Here is a 20,046-nt window from a genome sequence, read left to right on the forward strand (position 1 = left end):
GATATCACAATAAGGTTACTGACCAAATTGTGAAATGAGACGGATTAGCAGCATGTGCTTCTGCTGCGAGGATACTTTAAATCCTGCATGGTTTAGGTTAGGGTTAGAATTGTGTAGCAGGATTTAAAGTAATTCTCTTTTCTTTCAAAATTAAATTAGAATTCATTGGAACGTTTTCCATATTGTTAGTTTTTGCGCAAAACTGTATAAAAGTCTTCACCAACTTTTATGCAGTTTTTTTTTGCTGAAAAAAAAGCTGATTTCCTTTCAGAAATCAGCTCAGTCGTATTATATATAAAATGTATTTATTCTTCAGCTTCCACCATTTTCTTGATTCCGGCAATTTTCTCAAGCATATCAGTTGTAATTGATTTTGGTCTTTCCAAAGGATATCCTAAAGCCCTGTCCCAAATTACATTGGCACAAATTCCAATTGAACGGCCAATACCGAAAAGAACGGTATAAAAATCATATTCGGTAACTCCGTAATGCCACTGAATTACACCGGATTGTGCATCAACGTTTGGCCAAGGATTCTTCGCCTTACCATGCTCTTTAAGAATATCCGGAACTACTTGATAAAGCATATCCGCATATTTAAAAATAGGATCCTCAGGCAGATGTTTCAAACTAAATTCACGCTGAAGCATATATCTTGGATCAGTCTTACGCAATACAGCATGCCCAAAACCCGGAATTACCTGACCTGAGTTTAATGTATCCCACACAAACTGGGTCATCTCTTCTTTAGAAGGAATCCGATTGTCCATTTTATCCATTACCTCTTGCAACCATCTTAAAACTTCCTGATTGGCAAGACCATGCAATGGACCAGCCAAACCATTAATCATTGCAGATATAGAAAGATAAATATCTGATAATGAACTGGCCACCAAATGGCCTGTATGCGCACTCACATTACCACTTTCATGATCACTATGAATGATGAAATGCAAACGCGACACATCGTCGTAAGGCTTTGCAACCCCCATCATGTGAGCAAAATTGGCTCCCATATCTAAATTAGGATTGGATTGAATTCTTGGTCCCTGACGGTACAATTTATTATAAATATAAGAAGCTATCTCAGGAAGTTTAGCAAGTAAATTTAACGAATCTTCATAGGTAGCATCCCAATACTCCTTCTTATTTAATCCGGCATGGTACTGTCTGTTAAAAACAGATTCCCTGTTTAATGTAAGAATAGCCGTTGAAAAGATTGCCATTGGATGACTGCAGCAAGGAAATGAATCAATTACCTCATAAACATAGCGAGGTACAATTCTACGCTTGCTAAATTCATCTACAACCTGCATTACCTCTTCCTGATTTGGAATATCTCCCGTAAGGAGCAAATAAAACAAACCTTCAACGTAAGGCATGTCTCCCCCTTTGGGTTTCGGTAAGCCTTTAATTACTTCATCCAATGTAAATCCTCTGTAACGTATCCCTTCATCCGGATCCAGGTAGGAAATATCAGTAACCAAAGATTTCAGTCCCCTCATTCCTCCAATTATTTGGGATATCGTAACCTGATCAACAACTACATCCCCGTATTCTTCCAATAATCTTTTTGTTCTAGGTCTATGTTCCTTAATTTTTTTGAACAAAGTTTGTTTTAATGTTTTTTTCATATGGTCTAAACTTTAGGTTTGGAAACCAACCGGGGAGACTGATTTCACGTTAGGAAATGTTTATTGTTTATTTTGCGTTTTGAATTCTGATTAAATTTAAAGCACTTCCTGCTTTAAACCACTCAATTTGAACATCGTTGTAGGTATGATTCGCGGCAATTGTATCTTTTGCCCCATCTTCATGCGTAACAATTAATTTCAAAGGTTTCCCTGGAGTAAAATTTGTTAATCCGATCACATCAAATTTATCCTTCTCCTGAATTTTATCATAATCTGATTTGTTTGCAAATGTCAATGCCAAAACGCCTTGTTTCTTAAGGTTCGTTTCGTGAATTCTGGCAAAAGAACGGACGATTACTACCTTAACGCCTAAATGTCTTGGCTCCATTGCTGCATGTTCTCTTGATGAGCCTTCTCCATAATTTTCATCACCAACAACAATTGAACCCAATCCACTGGCTTTTAAATCTCTTGCAGTAATCGGCACCTCTTCATATTTTCCGTTTACCGGATTAAATATTGAATTCGTTTCCTCGTTGAAATAATTAACGGCACCAATCAGCATGTTATTAGAGATATTATCCAAATGCCCTCGGTATCTTAGCCAAGGTCCTGCCATAGAAATATGATCGGTTGTACATTTTCCTTTTGCCTTAATCAATAATTTCAAGCCGGTCCAGTCTTTACCATCCCAGGCTTGAAATGGGGCAAGCAGCTGCAGACGCTCCGAACTCTCATTCACATTAATAACAATAGCACTTCCATCAGCACCGGGAGCCAAATAACCAGAATCCTTCATATCGAATCCATTGGGAGGAAATTCAAAACCTTTTGGTTCATCTAATTTCACTTCAATACCATCTTCATTAATCAAAGTGTCTGTCATCGGATTAAAACAAAGATCTCCGGCAATAGCCAAAGCTGTGACCAATTCCGGCGATGCTACAAAGCCATGAGTATTAGGATTGCCATCATTTCGTTTGGCAAAATTTCTATTAAATGAAGTTATAATAGAATTCTTACGGGTTGGATCCTCTGTATGACGTTTCCATTGTCCGATACAAGGTCCGCAGGCATTGGCCATAATTACTCCGCCGATGTCTTCAAACTCCTTTAAAATGCCATCACGCTCCGTTGTATATCTTACAAGCTCTGAACCTGGAGTCACCACAAATTCCGCTTTTACTTTCAAGTTTTTATCCTTAGCCTGTTTGGCCAAAGATGCTGCTCTTGAAAGATCTTCGTAAGACGAATTTGTACACGATCCAATTAAACCAACCTCTAATGTCTGAGGGTAATTATTTTCTTTAACAGCCTTTCCAAATTCACTTAAACTATGAGCTAAATCAGGAGTAAAAGGACCGTTAATATATGGCTGCATTTCGGATAAGTTGATTTCGATTACCTGATCGTAATATGTTTCAGGATTCTCATAAACTTCTTCATCGGAACGAAGATGTTCCATTACCACATCAGCCAAATCAGCAACATCTTCACGTCCTGTGTGACGAAGATAGTTACTCATATTTTGATCGTAACCAAAAATAGATGTAGTTGCACCAATTTCTGCACCCATATTACAAATGGTTCCTTTACCGGTACAAGACATTGAATCAGCACCTTCTCCAAAATATTCAACAATAGCACCGGTTCCTCCCTTAACGGTCAAAATTCCGGCAACTTTTAATATTACATCTTTAGGAGAAACCCAACCGCTTAATTTTCCAGTCAACTTCACCCCTATTAATTTAGGCATTTTCAATTCCCAGGGCATTCCAGCCATCACATCAACAGCATCGGCACCACCAACACCAATTGCAATCATTCCCAGTCCACCTGCATTAACAGTATGAGAATCGGTTCCAATCATCATTCCTCCTGGAAATGCATAATTTTCAAGAACTACCTGATGGATGATACCTGCACCCGGCTTCCAGAATCCAATTCCATATTTCTGAGAAACAGACTCTAAAAAGTCATAAACTTCGTTATTTTGTTGTTTTGCATCGGCCAAATCTTTCTCTGCACCAATTGATGCCTGAATTAAGTGATCGCAATGAACCGTTGATGGTACAGAAACTTTAGTTTTCCCGGCATTCATAAATTGCAAAAGTGCCATTTGTGCCGTTGCATCCTGCATAGCAACTCTATCTGGAGCAAAATTCACATAATCTTCTCCTCTTGTAAACTTATTACCTTTTTCCTCTACGGATAAATGTGAGTACAAAATTTTCTCGCTCAAGGTAAGTGGTTTGCCTAAATTCTTACGGGCATTTTTCACCCTTTCAGGCATTTGTTCGTAAACAGATTTTATCAATTTAAAATCAAATAGCATAGTTTGATGAATTTTTGATTTATATATATTTTTTCATTGGTATTTATTTCGAATCTGAAAAAACGACAAAATAAATGAATCGTTATCGGATTTCCAGATCTTTTTATATATTTTATTATACATCTTACTCAAACATCGATTTTCTGACCTACAGCTGTTTATAAGGCTTTCAGCAAAAATAAACCTGTTAAGTATAATTAAATTTAAATATCTAAATATAACAAAAACCTGGTATATTAAAAAGCATGTACTAAAAATCTTCATGAGCTTTTAGACAGCTTAAAAAGGGACATAATTATCCCTTCCTTCCAATAAATTCCCCCTTGATGAAATTGACTTTTCAGGTATTTCAGAACTTCGGTAAGTAAGTGCTGTTATTCGCCTTTACTCCCAAACTCGACAACTTGAAGATCTTTAATTTCCTTTGCTTCTATTGTGAATTTCACAATAGTCTGCACTTTGTGGAAACCATGAACTCCAGCAGCTCCTGGATTTATATGCAAAAGATTCAATTCTTTATCGAAAATCACCTTAAGAATATGTGAATGACCTGAAATAAATAATTGTGGAGCATTCTCAAAAATTTCGGGTTTTACATTCCGATCATAATTTTTGGGATAACCTCCAATGTGTGTGATCCAGACATCAACCTCCTCGCAAACGAAGCGTTGGTGTTTTGGGTAAACAATGCGAACATTATGGTCGTCAATATTTCCATGAACTGCTCTAAGCGTTGCGATTTCAGATAATTTATCAGCAATTTCAATTCCTCCGATATCTCCGGCATGCCATATTTCATCGCATTCTTTAAGATGCTTTACGACAACTGGGTCAAGCCATCCATGAGTATCAGAAAGTAATCCTATTCGCTTCATAAATTTTTCTTATTCACAATTTTGAAGCGTAAATCTACAAAAAGAAAATGAAAGAAAATGCAGTAATAATCAAATTGAATTAAGCAATCGTTAGCGCCGGAAGTAGCATATATCGAGGCTGTCACCCATGATTGGATTGATTTATCGAACTGAAAAGGCAAGCTATTTAATCGGCAATTAAACAGCTGTAATCAGTAAAAAATGATTACTTTTGCATGCTTTTATTTTTAAAGAAAATACTATAAATGGGGTTTAAAGACGAGATAAAAAGACGAAGAACATTTGGGATTATTTCTCATCCGGATGCGGGAAAAACAACACTAACTGAAAAATTACTTTTGTTTGGTGGTGCTATTCATGTTGCAGGTGCAGTAAAATCTAATAAAATAAAAAAAACGGCGACTTCCGATTTCATGGAAATTGAACGACAGAGAGGAATTTCTGTTGCAACTTCCGTAATGGGATTTGAATACAAGGGCCACAAAATAAATATTCTTGACACACCAGGTCACCAGGATTTTGCTGAAGATACCTTCCGCACACTTACGGCTTGCGATAGCGTAATTATCGTTATTGATGTTGCAAAAGGGGTCGAGGCACAAACCAGAAAATTGATGCAGGTTTGTAGAATGCGAAAAACTCCGGTTATTGTTTTCATTAACAAAATGGACCGAAGCGGAAAAGACGCATTTGATTTGCTTGATGAAATTGAAACTGAATTGCAAATTAGTGTGAACCCTTTAAGTTGGCCAATTAACATGGGGCCTGATTTTAAGGGAGTTTACAATATCTATCAGAAAAATTTGAGTTTATTTACACCAGCAACTCAAACCATTCAGGAAACCATTGAATTTGATGATCTTTCCAATCCTAAATTGGAAGAATACATAGGAAATGATGCCGAAATACTTAGAGAAGAACTTGATCTTGTTTCGGGTGTTTATCCTGAATTGGATATTCAGGAATATCTGGATGCTAAAATTGCTCCGGTTTTCTTTGGTTCAGCTTTAAATAATTTTGGTGTTCGGGAGCTTTTGGATGCTTTTATTCAGATTGCACCTTCTCCCCGTCCTTGCCAGACTGTTGAGCGTGTAATTGAACCTACAGAAGAAAAATTCTCAGGCTTTGTTTTTAAGATTCATGCCAATATGGATCCAAACCACCGTGATCGAATTGCTTTTGTGAAAATTGTATCGGGTGTATTTAGAAGAAATACAGCCTATTTACATGTTCGGAATGGCAAAAGAATAAAATTTTCGAGTCCTACAGCATTTATGGCCGAGAAAAAATCGATTATTGAGGAAGCCTATCCAGGTGATATTGTTGGTTTGCACGATACAGGAAACTTTAAAATTGGTGATACTCTAACGGAAGGTGAAAAAATCCACTTCAAAGGAATTCCGAGCTTCTCTCCTGAGCTGTTTAAATACATCGAGAATGCTGATCCGATGAAATCGAAACAATTGGCAAAAGGTGTTGACCAATTAATGGATGAAGGAGTTGCACAGCTTTTCACTTCTGAATTTAATGGCCGCAAGGTAATTGGTACCGTTGGTGCACTTCAGTTCGAAGTAATTGAATACCGTCTGCTGCACGAATATACTGCCTCATGCCGTTGGGAACACATCAACCTTCACAAGGCTTGCTGGATCAAATCCAATGATGATGAACAGCTGAAAGAGTTTAAAAAAGCCAAATATCAATACATCGCAAAAGATAAACACGGAAGGGATGTTTTCCTTGCTGATTCTGGCTATATGCTGCAAATGGCACAAAGCAATTACCCCAAATTGGAATTCCATTTCACATCGGAATTTTAATCATCTAACTACGATATAAACAATTTTTATATGGCATTAAAAGAAGGATTATCTGTAACACAAACAATGACTGTCAGCAAAACAGATACAGCAATACATCATGGTTCTGGGAAACTGGAAGTGTTTGCCACACCGGCCATGGTGGCTTTCATGGAAAATACGGCCGTTGCCTGTATCGATCCGGAAATGGAAACAGGAACAGATAGTGTTGGTATTCAGATTGACACCAAACACAACAAAGCCAGTAAAGTTGGAGCTGTTATTACCTGCACCGCTAAATTAGTGAAAGTAGATGGCAAGAAACTAAGTTTCGAAATTGAAGCCTCGGACGAAGACGGAAACATCGGAAACGCATCACATATTCGATACATCATCGATCCTGTGAAATTTATGAGCAGACTATAATCCCTGCTTTCAAAATATGAGAAAAACCTGCAATTCAATTGAATTTGCAGGCTTTTCCTTTTTCTCCTTTATACTTAATCCATCAAGCGTTTTTCGCCATTCAGTTTCCGAATATCAGTTACATCCTGACTGACTTCAATACAGCCTTTGTAAGCATCATCTTCATCGCGCAAAGCGAAATACTGAATCAAAATGAATCTCCCCTTCATCTGAATCCAAAACGATTCGCTGTCCTTTTCACCACTTTTAAATGTTTTTACCAAATCGTCAACTACATGAACGCTCCCGGGCGGATGACAATTCTGTACCGTTCTGCCAATGATCGCTTTCGAACGGGGAAAAAAGCGCTCTTTCGGATTAGAGAAAAAACACACCCTGTCATTTTCATCGATCATGGTAATATCAACAGGCAAATGATTCAACAACATCATCCCTTGTTTTAACGTCATTAGTCCGGTTTCGAAATTAAGGAGTGTATCACCCAATTGATCCATATCTAATTTGTCTTCTGCCATTTCGCGCTTGTTTGTTTCTTGCTTTTTTCCCTTTTTTACCAGTTTGGGGGCTTCGATAAAGCTGAAACCAATCTCATGGCTTTGTGCATTCATTTCCTCCCACAGTTCATCCGAAACAGCATTCAAAGCCACTGGAAACAGCAGGTATTCTTCTCTGGAAATAATTGCATACATGAAAAAGAACAAGTCTCCCAACAAACGGTTAATCAATCTTAAATCGATAAAACCGGATGTAAGTTCTGCTGTCAATTGCTTTTGAACTCTTCGGATATCATCGTGAATGGACCACATTACACCCAAACATTTGTAATCGGGAAACTGATTTTCGAAATAAGAAAAGAAAATATTTTCTTTGCGCTGGTAATGCTTATCCATCTCAGACAAGGCTTCAACCTTAACTTTCAAAGAAGACAATTCTTCAGCCAATTCCGCCTCATCTTTAATTGTGTTGATTCTTTTTGCCAAAGGTTTAATCTCCTTTAAACGGATATCCAACTGGGCATTTTCCTGCATCATGATGCCTAAAAAATGAGTTGAGTCCACATCAGGCTTTGAATGATTCTGTATCTGCCGATGAAATACGTTGAGTGCTTTATTGATTCCTATCTTAAGATCTTCCATTGGAAGTTTTGCCTCAACCAAACGATGTACAACCAAAACAATATCGTTCGGCGTCAATTGGTCGATAGCCGCCTGATACTCTTTGATTAATTCGGTACCCTTTGCTCCATTTATCAGCTGAAAACAAAAGTCATACAATGAATTAACTCTTGCCTGATTGTTGTTTATGAATTCGGACATATGGTCATTTTTATCGTTTCTAATTCAGGAAAAATACAATAAAAAGCTCATGAAACCAACACATACAAAAGTTCGACCCCATCAAAACAGCAGATATAAAATAAATGATCTGCGAATAAAACCTAAGAATTTACTGAAAAATGATTCATTAGATATTTAATCACATTCCGCGCATTATCAGGGTAATTTATGTGAACTGCCTTTTCCTTTTCTTTCAGCCAATGCCCGATTAACTCAATACTGTATTTCTCTAAATCGTAAAAAACAGGAACGCCTAATTCTTCCAAAGCATAAGCATTACAAACCTGCTCGAATTGATTCTTCATTGGGATCACGGCCAGTTTCTTTCCTAAATACATGGTTTCGGCAGGTGTTTCGAAACCGGCTCCGCAAAGAACTCCTTCACAATCTTTTAATCCTTCGATAAATTCTTCGGAATTAACAGGCCGAATGCTGACATTATTTTTCTGATAAACCTGTTTGCTGTGTTTCGAGAAAACCAGCCAATGAGTAGATGAAAACATCGACAGCACAGAAATTATTTTCTCATCGGAATAAGCCGGTAGATACACCACATAAAAGCCCTTGTTCTGCACTTCTAATTTTCGGATTTCCCTTCGTATTATCGGTGTAAACATATTGTGTCCGTATTCTTTAAAATGAAAGCTTAAATTCTGTGAACATGGAGCATAGTATTTTAATATTTTAAATCCGAATGCATCTTTATTTTCCGGCAAAGGAGTTCTGCTGTTCAGCATTGCTGACTGATGGCTCAGTCCGAGACAAAACACCTTTTTCAATTTACAGGCCCATGCAGTAAGCGGCTCAAAGTCGCTGATTACCAAATCGTACTCTTCAACCGGAAGTGATTTTATGTCCCGGATAAAACGGTAAACATTAAATTTTCGAATGGTCTTCCAAATATCTACACCGCCATTCTTACCAAAAAAGAAGCCCAATCCATGCTTTTTATATTTAACTGGATGATGGAATTCCAAATCGTGATGCAAACCCGAAATCAGAATATCGACTTCAGCTTCTTTTTTTAAATGAGGAATTAATTCAATTGCCCGGCTTAAATGTCCATTGCCGGTACCTTGAATTCCGTATAGTATTTTCATCTGTTTATATTTTTGATGTCTTGGCAGATGGAACTTACCACGAATAAATAATCATTCCCGTATATGAATCAACAATTATTTAATCATGAACGTTTCATTGATAAGAAATAAAGTGGAAAAGTAAAAAGGATACAAAAACCAACTGTTACATCTTATTATGATACAGCAAGCTTATCTTCAGAGGTAAATTCCCCAAGCATATCCTTAAATATTTTATCGTAATCATCCAGCTTGTAACTCTCCAGATCAAGAACGATTTCCCTGGCATTTTCATCTTCGCTGTACTCATAAATACACCATTTTCCCTGATGATATTCCAAAGCACTTAAACTTTCAATCCAATCACCCGAATTAAGATACATTGTTGCTCCATCCCTATTGCTCACCTCCTTCATCTCTGGATGATGAATGTGCCCGCAAACCACATAATCGTAGCCTTTTCTTATTGCAATATCAGCCGCTGTTTCTTCAAAATTATTAATGTACTTCACAGCCGACTTCACACTGTTTTTGATCTTTCGGGAAAGAGAGACTTTTTCTTTCCCCAGCATTTTGGCGAAAAAGTTCACTGCAGAATTAATCAAGATCAACAGGTCGTAACCAATAGATCCCAATTTGGTCAGCCATTTGGCATACTGCATGGTAACATCGAAAACATCGCCATGAAATATCCATGCCTTTTTTCCGTCGAGATTCAAAACAATTTTATTTACAATGCTTAAACCTCCCAAAGTAAAACCTTCAAATTTCCGAAGCAATTCATCATGATTTCCGGTTACGTAATACACCGGAATCCCTTTCGATAGAAAAGAGGTAAAATGCTTGATGATGCGCATGTGTGATTTTGGCCAGAATCGTTTGCTAAACTGCCAGATATCAACAATATCTCCATTTAAAATTACCTTTTTAGGCTGAATGGAACTTAGGTACTTCAACAGCTCTTCGGCCCGGCACCCCATGGTTCCCAAATGAATATCAGAAAGAACCAAAACATCTACTTCACGTTTGCTTTTAGGCATAAGTATTACAGATTAATTTATCTGATAAATATATTCTGCTCTTGTTAACTTATACCTTCGCCTAGTTTATGAAATAATGAAAAGACACATCTCTTTTGTTAAGAAATTGTTACAAATCAAAAAAAACAGAGATGGACGATCGGGAAAGGGAAAATGGAGAAAAAATAAGTGTGGCGAAAGATTTCCAAATCGGGCGGGGATTGCTTCACTTCGGGCGAGCTTTCTACAAATCGGGGGAGCAATCCCGACAAAATTGAGAAGGCATTCCGGTCTGTTTTACTCTTGGCCCGACTTATTTTACATTATTTCATTAATTGCTTAAAGAAACCTGGAGTACTCGCTTCAAAAGTCATCTCTTTTTTAGTAAAAGGATGTTGTATGGTAAGTGATGCCGAATGCAGAGCCAATCGCTTCACTCCTTTTCCTTTTATGCCATACATTTTATCGCCGGCCACCGGATGTCCGTGTTCGGAGAAATGAACACGAATCTGATTTTTACGACCGGTAAACAGGTTAATTGCAAGCATACTAAAGTATTTCGATTCCCTGATTACTTTATAGCCGGTTTTTGCATACTTCCCTTTATTTGGATTTTTAACAGAGAAAACCCTGTGAATGCTATTCTCAGTAAGGTACGATTCTATAATACCTTCCTTTTCAGCCAGCTTTCCTTCCACAACAGCAATGTATGTTTTACTAAAACTTTGCCACTCGGTTTGCAGGAATATTTTTGCCGCTTCTGTTTTAGCAAATACCAATACGCCTGATGTATCCTTATCCAGGCGATGCACAATAAAAATTCTGTTTTTCGATCGCGGATTTCCCTTTTTTACATAATGCGTTACGTGCTGATAAGCTGTTTTCGTGCGCTCTCTATCGCTTCCCATGGTTAATAAACCACTCACTTTCTCAACGACAATAATATCCTGATCTTCATGAAGAATGGTACAACCTCTTGGTTGAAATTTAAGTTTTACTTTATGCTGTGTTTTTTTATTCTCTTCCATTATTTCTATCTGCGGATATCGGATTAAGGCCTGTTTATTTGATTCGGCAAAGATTGCACTTTCATTTTAAGGATACAACTAAATTCCCCTTTTGTATTGCCTGTTGGTGCTTGATTGAATGACTTTTTTCACTTTCGTTTCTGAATCCACTTTTCCGTCAAGCAGATTTTCAAAAAGCTGTACGACTTCTAATTTAGTTGCAGATAACTTGGTTTCGGTTTTCACATCGCACAAATCAATCATAAAAGAGGAAAATACAGCTGGCAAATCGCTCAGAATTTCAGTATTCAGGAAATTCAATTCATTATAAACCGTATGGTAGTTCCCTTTCGATTTTTCAATATGCAACGAATCGTTTTTAAGATTGGTGATGGAGACAGATTTCACGCAAGACTGAATACAGGTATCATCCACCCGGTTTTTCTCACAGCCAGTTACCTGATGAAACAAACATTGCCTGCTGGTCATCAGCACAATGGGATGATAAATGCTGTAATGCAATTTAAAATTCGCTGGTTTTACAATGCCTTTTATTTGATTGCAGTTCAACTCATTTGAAATAAATGCCCCAGAGCAATTCAATTCCTCTTTTAAAGCCAACAGACTGTACGAATTCACAATATTCAGATGCGGACCGGCCACCCAATCTATTCCCAACTGATGAGCTACGTAAGCAATGCCGATGTTATTGGCGACAATCAATTTTGGTTTTACACAACTTAAAAATTCGACCGCCGCAGTATAGTCTTCCCCAATAATCACCGAAGGAAAGTAGGGAATCAAACTTGTGTTCTTCGTAAATAAATCTACAAAGTGAGAGCATTTATCCTTAAAACTATTTGGCAGCTGAAAATAGATATCGGCCTTAGTTTTGTCAGCAAGAAACACATCTTCTTCCGAAGAAATCAACACCAAAAGACTCGGTTTATCAGTCTCTGATCCTATTTTTTTTATCGCAGGAATCGTAACTGGTTCAACAATTTCTTTCGATCCATTTAAAATATACAGTATCCTTTTCTTAAGAGAGGTAAGCTCTTTAAAAGAAAAATAAACATCAGCCTTTATCCCTTCCAAATTCAACTCCTCTATAAAATATTCGGTATCGTTAAAAGCTCTGAATCGTTTTAAAACCACTGCTTCAGTCAATACCTCCGTCCCTTTATCAAACAGATTGCATTCCGAAAATACATCAAAGCCTGCCTCCGGTGTTTTTACAGAAACTTTTAACGGAGAACCACATTCTCCGGAAAGATGAATTTGCAAAGGCGCTTTTTTCGCACTTACCTGATTGATCTTAACCTCAACCAAAGCTTTAATATCTTCCTTTTCCTGATATAATTTTAACTGCCCAGCCTCTACCTCATCAGCGGAAGCGTACGAATTAATTTCTGAAAGATGTTTGATGGAATGATCGCGGGGATTATCGATAAACATGCTTTTGCTGATCTCTCCTTTCAGTAAAGTATTGGAGAAACCGCGGTTAAATACCTTGTACAAAAGGCTATCATCCGTACCAATTTTGCCCTGTGAATAAAAAGTATCGAGTTGCTTTCTCCAGACATCCACCACCGTGTACACATAATCGTACTTCTTAATTCTTCCTTCAATTTTTAGGGAATCAACACCGGCATCATACAATTCCTTCAGATCGAAAAAAGCCGAATTGTCTTTTAAATTCAGCGGGTATTCTTTGCCTGCAGCAGTAGTCTTGTACTGATCGCGGCAAGGTTGACTGCAGCGACCGCGGTTGCCCGAATTCCCACTTAAAACAGAACTAAAATAGCAGAGTCCCGAAAAGGAAATGCAATTGGAACCATGCACAAACACCTCTGTTAAAACATTATTCTCGTGTGCAATTGAAGTCAAATTCTCTATTTCACAGATGTTTAACTCCCGTGACAAATTAACCCGGACAACGGAAAGTTTGCTTAAGAATTTTATCTGACCTTCATTGTGGGTAGTCAACTGAGTAGAAGCGTGAACATTCAGGCTTTTGAAATACTTTCGGAGCAAATACAGCATTCCCAGATCCTGAACAATAACACCATCGATACTGGTATTTACCAATTTGTTTAGTAAACTAATCAGCGCCGGAATTTCACGTTCAATTATAATGATATTGAGCGTAAGAAATACTTCACAATGGTGGCTGTGAGCCAAATAAAGAATGCCTTGCAGATCTTGAAAACTGATATTGACAGCCCTATTTCTGGCATTGAACTGATCCAATCCGCAATACACTGCATTTGCACCGGCAAGTATCGCCGCTTTTATGGAATCAACGTCTCCACCCGGTGCTAATAATTCAATCTTTCTTTTCGTCACAATCTCTTACTCTTTATGAGATGCCAAAAGTAAAGCTTTTTTAATTGAATTCCTGAATCTGGTCAGGCTTAACGAGGATGTTTTCTTAAGAAAGTTAGATTTGCTTCAATCTCTTTATTATCGTGAATATCAGCATTAATAATTACATCAATTGAATATTCTATGTTATATCTTGATAATATTTCATCCAATTTAGTTTTCTTCATTTGAGCGACTGATATTTTCTGATAATAAGACACCAACGATCCAATTGCTTTGGGCAACACTAAAAAACCAATGCCAATTATAACCATTGGAACAGTTGACATTGCACCTTTCTTAAAAAGATAAACACCCAAAAAGTAACCAGTAAACATCAACGAAACACCAATCCCAAAATACAGACTAAAATTAAGATAGCACAAAAATTTATCTCTTCGAATTGATTCAAACTCAATATTAACCTCCCTAATTTTATCTTGATATTTCTTATCAAATATTATATCAGAACATTTTTCTTTAAAACATGGTCGCTCGTTGGTAATGCCACATCTGGTTCCCGTTTTAAAATCATATAACTGATTCTCGCAAATTTCACAGTGTTTAGACTTTTCCATATGTTTTATCATCTGATTATTCATGGGAGTATAATGGGATGCTAATTCTCAAAATTCAATAATGTTCCTTTTATCGCATCCCGCAATTTGGAATCTACGCTAACTTCATCTGCATAATTATTCCAATTTTGCACTTTACTATTTATTTCAAAGATAATTTTTTCTGCTTTTTTAATGTTCATTGCTTTTGCAAAGCTGACCAAATCCTCTCTCGTAATATCTTTTCTTTTGCCATTAATACTTAAAGCATGCTGACTCACCCAAATGCTATCAGGTCGATATGCATGACAAACATCGTATGCCGGTGCCAACTCCCAACTTTCTCCTTTTTTCAATCTAAAAGCAAAATTCTTAGTATGATCATCACAATTTCGTGCAATCACGTTAAATACCATTCTTCGATACATCTGCTCCGCTTGCGGATATGGCAAACGCAGTATTCTCATGGTCTGAAACAACTGCTCGTAACTAAAACTTCCTACCTCATTAAAATCGTAATGCTGCATTGCACAGAAAGTTTGAATGTGGTGTTTTTGAGAACCATTTTCCCGATCGAACCGCTTGGTCATGAAATGTGCTCTGCCATTTTCCTGAAGCAAATCAGATTCCATCATCTCTATTCCACAGTCTTTTGCCATATTGTAATAGGCCATTTCAACTCTTCCATAACCAATAGTTTTTCCAAACTGCACATCACTTACACCATCCAGCTTTATTAGCCAATGCTCAAAACCTTTTGGAGCATTCGTTTGTCCGGAGCGAACCTGTCCTGTTCTTTTGTTGTAGGCAATAATTGCTTTTGGTCTTGCTCCACCAGCTGATGTTCCAATTTTTAGGATTTCCATCATTGCCCGCTGTTCATCTTTGCTCAAATTGGCTTCAAAATCTTCCCGCTTTCCCAACATTTTTTGTGCAATATCAACCAAGCTAGTTATTTCAACCTGAAAAGAGTTTGTATTAGAGTTGAGTTGTGTGGGTTCAAATTCCAGCGCTCCCATTCCTCTGGTTCCAATAAAACAGAGTTGTTCTATTGGGTTCATACTGTTAGCCGGACGACCATTTTGTGCCAACCAAACATTAATCAACTGATTTCCATATTTATCGGGTAACACATCGGCCAATAAACCCGGCAAACCTTTAAACGTATCGTATTCGCTGTTTTTTGAAGGTCTGAGTTCAGGAAATGAAAATATGCGTTGACCGGATTGAATCGGCATTTTTACTGGTGCTAGATCAATTCCCAACGGTTTAAATTTAGGCTCAAATTCAAAACTGGCCACCCCTTGATTCTCATCCCAAGCAACGGCCCCAACAATTTGTTCCCAAATTTTAACGTATGCTGTTTTTATTTCTACCATTCGCTTTCATTTTGCTTGTTATCATCCTTGCTTCTGGCTCTTTGTCTTTTTTTCTTTTCCAACTTAGCCAGTTCCAATGGACTTAACTGAGTTTCAATCTTAAAATGGTCAAGTACATGCAATAAGTCAAGAGCCCGCAAAATTTGAAGTAATGAAATCAACGAAACAGCTTCTCCTTTCTCCAACTGACTCACAGTCCAGCGATTTACTCCGGCAACTTCAGCGATTTTTGCCTGTGTTTTATTTTGAAGTAAACGTTGCTGTTTTACATACCTGCCAATTGTAGAAATAATTGCCTTATCACTCATCGAAACCCAATTATAGTTGATATTTGCCATCATTATTGTTTTTATATGTATTTAATGTTAGTATTCACAGGCATAAATATATGAAAAAATATTTCAAATACAAACATCCTATGTGTGTAAATACAATCATTATCGCTTAAAACATACTATTATGTTGGTTTTTTCCATCAAAAAACTTGTATTTACTAATTTTAATAAATGTTTCTTTCGTGAAGAGATCGAATCCATACACTCCTTTTATTATCATAAAACAAATACCACCCATAAACTTGTAAAGAACCAATCTCAATTATTGAAAAAGTTTGACACAAAAAATTTAACTGTTATCTTTTGGTATATTCTAGCTTAACTATTGAAATTTTTAAGAGGTAATTAACTTGTATACGTTTTTCACATAAAAAGCAAAAACATGCATCAATACAATTTCCAAATATCAGATATTAATGATCTTAAAAATATATTACAATCTAATGCTATAAGTCATACTACAACATATCAATCTCTTCTTGTACAAATATTTTCAGCTCATAATAAATCAGACTGGTATTTGACAATAGGTGAAACAATTAAAGAAGTTTACCCTGACGCTGTAATTACCGGAGCTACATCAGTGGGAGAAATTACAGAAGGTAGAATTTTCACAAATTCAACAGCTGTCTTGTTTTCCTTTTTCGAAAGCGCAAAGCTAAATTTATTTTCTTATAGCTGCCAATTAGGAGAGGAAGAGAAGGTTGGCAATGCACTGCTTAGAAACACAAAACTGCTGGATGATAAAATTAAGGGAATGCTATTACTTTCCACACCTATCGCCAACGATTCTGGAAAAATATTTAACACTCTGGCAACTTCAAGTCTCGATTTTCCAATTTTTGGTGGTGGAGCCGGTGATTATGCAAATGAGCGCGAAACATTGATTTTCGATGGAGAACAATGCTATAAAGAAGGTGTTGTTGCAGTTTGTTTTTCAGGGAACAATTTACAAATAGAATTGTCGACCTGTCTTGGTTGGCAACCTCTGAGCAAAGAAATGACAATAACCGATGTAGGTGATGTGGCGGTTAAAACAATTGATAATATGCCTGCGTTTTCGGTTTATGAAAAATATTTGGGAATTAAAGCCGACAGCAATTTCTTTCAAAACAGTCTTGAGTTTCCTTTTATTATAACTCGAAACAATAACAAGATCGCCCGAACTCCATTTTTTGTGAACGAAAATGATCAGTCCATACAAATGGTAGCAGATGTAAAGGCCGGTGAAAAATTTCGTATTGGATACGGCAATCCTCAAACTATCAAAGAAGAATCAGCCGTATTGCAACACCAAATGTGTAATTTTAAACCTGAAGCTATCTTTATATACACTTGTATTTGCAGAAGATTTTTAATGCAGGATGAAGTTGACTTTGAAACATTGCCTTTTAATGCCATTGCCCCAACTGCCGGATTTTACACCTTTGGCGAATTTTATTCTGATAAGTCCTTTCATGCTCTACTTAATTCTTCAATGGTTACTGTTGGATTTCGAGAAGGAATATCAATTACAAAATCCGAATTATTAAAAGACACATTAAAAAAGAATATCCCTTTAGATCCATTTAAAAATCAACACAATCGAATTCTTTCCCGCCTGATTTTTTTCATCAATGTTTTAATTGAAGAAATGGAAAAAAAGAGTCGTAAGCTTAAAGTTCTTAATGAACAAAAAAACGAAATTATTGGTATTGTAGCCCATGATTTACGAAGCCCACTTGGTGTAATACAAGGCTTCTCAGACCTACTAACAGAAGAAATTAAAAATGAAGAACACAAAGATTTTGCTTCATTAATTAATAAAGAGAGTTCAAATCTACTGAATTTACTAAACGACCTTCTGGACATTTCAAAAATTGAATCGGGTAAACTGGAGCTGAAACGAAAAGAGATTGATTACATGGCTTTGATTTATCAGAATACTAAAATCAATAGCTTTTTTGCTCAAAAGAAAAGAATTTTAATTACTGTTGAGTCTGAAATTGAACACCAATCATTGTCTATTGACGAAGGGCAAATTATACAAGTTTTAAATAATCTTATTGGGAATGCAATTAAGTATTCTTATCCTGATTCTGAGATAAAAATTAAAGTATTTAAAGAAGACAATCAGATAATCACTCAAGTTATTGATCAAGGACAAGGTATTCCTATAGGAGAACTTGAAAATGTTTTTACGATGTTTAAAAAGACCAGTACTAAACCCACAGCCGGGGAATCAAGCCATGGGTTAGGTCTTGCCATTGTTAAGAAGATTGTCGAAGGCCACAGAGGACGAATGGATGTTAAAAGTAGTCAAGGGCAAGGTTCTATATTTTATTACTCATTGCCTATTGACTAATACCATAAGCTCCTTTGGTATGCAGCTTACGTAAATAACGATTTCAATCAATCGTTATTTACGTAAGCTTGTTTTACAAACTACGCCCTAGCCGGCATTAATTTTCACAAAGCCATTTTAAAAATCGAATTCCCTATTATAATTAAAGTTCAATATTGTAATTTGAAATTACTTTAAATGTCAAACACGTTTAATTTTATTTAACAACAACCTAACATTTGAAACCTAAAAATACTTTATACTTACAAAATGGTTCAATATTTGTAATCTTCCGAATTAGGTACAAAAAAAATTAAACGTGCAAAAAAAAAACCTTATCAACTTACCGGCGTATTCTCTATTTTAAAATTAAATTTGCATCAAAACTAACATCCTACATCTATGAATAAAATGATACGCTTCGCACTTATTGCTCTTCTATTTATTTCTGCAGCCTGCAGTACCGGAAATAAAGCTCTTCAAAATGGAGATTACTATTCTGCTGTTATTAAATCGGTAGACCGGTTACGATCAAATCCTGATAAAGCAAAGGCTCAATTAACTTTAAGGGAAAGCTATCCTTTGGCGGTGAATTGGTACCAACAGGAAATCAGCACGCTTTTATCTTCGAATGATCCGTTTAAGTATTCAAAAACCGTTGGACATTACCAGACTTTAAATAGAATGACTGATGAAATTAGAAGGTGCCCTGGTGCATTGCGCGTTATTCCTAATCCAAAGCAATACCAGACAGAAGAATACATGGCTAGGCAAAATGCAGCGCCTGAATGTTATAAAGCAGGCGCAATGGAACTTGCAAAAGGAACCCGTCAAGATGCAGTGACAGCCTTTATGAATTTCGAAAAAGCCAATAGTTTTGTTCCCAACTACAAAGATGTTGCCGATAAAATGGCTGAAGCAGAGGAAATGGCAACCTTAAAAGTGATTATTGATCATGTGCCTGTGAACTCCACAAAATATCAATTGAGTGCTGAGTTTTTTCAAGATCAGGTAACACAATATATCTTTCACAATATCAAACGAAGATTTGTACGATTCTACACACCCAAACAAGCTGAACTGGAGAAACTGGAATATCCTGATCAGATTATTGGGATGCGTTTCGAAGATTTTGTAGTTGGCGAAACTCACGATACCGATATCGAAAAGCAAGTTGTAAGTGCTGATAGTGTTGAAGTTGGGTCGACCAAACTAAAAAATGGCGAAACAATTAAAGTATACAATATTGTGAAAGCCAAATTGCATATTCACAAACGTGAGGTGATTTCTAAAGGAATACTTTCTCTTCATATTATTGAATTCGAAAACCAAAAGGAAGTAAATAACAAACAATTTGGTGGTCAATTTAACTGGTTTTACCAATGGGGAAATTACAATGGTGACGAAAGAGCTTTAACAAAAGAAGAATTGAATATTTGCCATAGCGAGCCAATTCTCCCTCCTGCTCATCAGGATTTATTTGTAGAGTTTACAAAACCTATTTTCACTGATCTTACTGCGGAGTTAAGACGATTCTATAATCTATACTAATTAATACTCTTATGTTGAGAAAAGAA

15 protein-coding genes are annotated in these 20,046 nt (G+C 36.6%); 4 read left to right on the forward strand and 11 right to left on the reverse strand.

Features of this window, described 5'->3' with window-relative positions; all coding sequences use genetic code 11:
* Nucleotides 1-305: 305 nt before the first annotated feature.
* From ACKU4N_RS14110 to ACKU4N_RS14120, 3 genes are all read right to left on the reverse strand, one after another.
* Complete coding sequence (locus ACKU4N_RS14110; protein WP_321317329.1) at nt 306-1,634, reverse strand: citrate (Si)-synthase; 1,329 nt, start codon at nt 1,632-1,634, stop codon at nt 306-308.
* A gap of 67 nt (nt 1,635-1,701) precedes the next feature.
* Nucleotides 1,702-3,969, reverse strand: coding sequence for an aconitate hydratase (locus ACKU4N_RS14115; RefSeq protein WP_321317330.1), 2,268 nt, complete (start codon nt 3,967-3,969; stop codon nt 1,702-1,704).
* 374 nt (nt 3,970-4,343) lie between these two features.
* Nucleotides 4,344-4,844 carry a metallophosphoesterase family protein gene (locus tag ACKU4N_RS14120; RefSeq protein ID WP_321317331.1) on the reverse strand — a complete coding sequence of 167 codons (501 nt, stop codon included), beginning with the start codon at nt 4,842-4,844 and terminating at the stop codon, nt 4,344-4,346.
* A 245-nt stretch (nt 4,845-5,089) separates the two neighbouring features.
* Between ACKU4N_RS14120 and ACKU4N_RS14125 the strand changes: the two genes are divergently transcribed.
* Nucleotides 5,090-6,664 carry a peptide chain release factor 3 gene (locus ACKU4N_RS14125; RefSeq protein ID WP_321317332.1) on the forward strand — a complete coding sequence of 525 codons (1,575 nt, stop codon included), beginning with the start codon at nt 5,090-5,092 and terminating at the stop codon, nt 6,662-6,664.
* 30 nt (nt 6,665-6,694) lie between these two features.
* On the forward strand, nt 6,695-7,069 hold the full coding sequence (locus ACKU4N_RS14130) for a thioesterase family protein (RefSeq protein ID WP_321317333.1): 375 nt from the start codon (nt 6,695-6,697) through the stop codon (nt 7,067-7,069).
* Nucleotides 7,070-7,143: 74 nt separating this feature from the next.
* On the opposite strand, the gene ACKU4N_RS14135 is transcribed toward ACKU4N_RS14130, so the two are convergent.
* The 8 genes from ACKU4N_RS14135 to ACKU4N_RS14170 all read right to left on the reverse strand — a co-directional run bounded on the left by ACKU4N_RS14135 (nt 7,144) and on the right by ACKU4N_RS14170 (nt 16,119).
* Nucleotides 7,144-8,385: a DUF438 domain-containing protein gene (locus ACKU4N_RS14135; RefSeq protein WP_321317335.1), complete on the reverse strand. Its 1,242-nt coding sequence runs from the start codon at nt 8,383-8,385 to the stop codon at nt 7,144-7,146.
* A gap of 122 nt (nt 8,386-8,507) precedes the next feature.
* Entirely contained in the window at nt 8,508-9,506 is a 999-nt protein-coding gene (locus tag ACKU4N_RS14140; protein WP_321317337.1) for a glycosyltransferase family protein, read from the reverse strand.
* 155 nt (nt 9,507-9,661) lie between these two features.
* Nucleotides 9,662-10,525, reverse strand: a complete 864-nt coding sequence (locus tag ACKU4N_RS14145; RefSeq protein WP_321317339.1) for a UDP-2,3-diacylglucosamine diphosphatase — start codon at nt 10,523-10,525, stop codon at nt 9,662-9,664.
* A gap of 302 nt (nt 10,526-10,827) precedes the next feature.
* Nucleotides 10,828-11,532: an RluA family pseudouridine synthase gene (locus ACKU4N_RS14150; RefSeq protein ID WP_321317341.1), complete on the reverse strand. Its 705-nt coding sequence runs from the start codon at nt 11,530-11,532 to the stop codon at nt 10,828-10,830.
* Between the two features lie 78 nt (nt 11,533-11,610).
* Nucleotides 11,611-13,857 carry a U32 family peptidase gene (locus ACKU4N_RS14155; RefSeq protein ID WP_321317343.1) on the reverse strand — a complete coding sequence of 749 codons (2,247 nt, stop codon included), beginning with the start codon at nt 13,855-13,857 and terminating at the stop codon, nt 11,611-11,613.
* Between the two features lie 68 nt (nt 13,858-13,925).
* A complete protein-coding gene (locus tag ACKU4N_RS14160) occupies nt 13,926-14,453 on the reverse strand; it encodes a hypothetical protein (protein WP_321317345.1) in 528 nt (175 codons plus the stop codon).
* A 41-nt stretch (nt 14,454-14,494) separates the two neighbouring features.
* Nucleotides 14,495-15,811, reverse strand: a complete 1,317-nt coding sequence (locus ACKU4N_RS14165) for a type II toxin-antitoxin system HipA family toxin (RefSeq protein ID WP_321317348.1) — start codon at nt 15,809-15,811, stop codon at nt 14,495-14,497.
* Nucleotides 15,805-16,119 (reverse strand): helix-turn-helix transcriptional regulator, encoded by a 315-nt coding sequence (locus ACKU4N_RS14170; protein WP_321317349.1) that lies wholly within the window; start codon nt 16,117-16,119, stop codon nt 15,805-15,807. The genes ACKU4N_RS14165 and ACKU4N_RS14170 overlap by 7 nt, the downstream gene beginning before the upstream one ends.
* Nucleotides 16,120-16,528: 409 nt before the next feature.
* Here ACKU4N_RS14170 and ACKU4N_RS14175 point away from each other — a divergent pair, with 409 nt between their 5' ends.
* On the forward strand, nt 16,529-18,490 hold the full coding sequence (locus ACKU4N_RS14175; protein WP_321317352.1) for an FIST N-terminal domain-containing protein: 1,962 nt from the start codon (nt 16,529-16,531) through the stop codon (nt 18,488-18,490).
* Between the two features lie 381 nt (nt 18,491-18,871).
* Nucleotides 18,872-20,020, forward strand: a complete 1,149-nt coding sequence (locus ACKU4N_RS14180) for a hypothetical protein (protein ID WP_321317353.1) — start codon at nt 18,872-18,874, stop codon at nt 20,018-20,020.
* Nucleotides 20,021-20,046: the final 26 nt, after the last annotated feature.

The sequence above is a fragment of the Labilibaculum sp. genome (genome assembly GCF_963664555.1).
Lineage (GTDB): Bacteria > Bacteroidota > Bacteroidia > Bacteroidales > Marinifilaceae > Labilibaculum.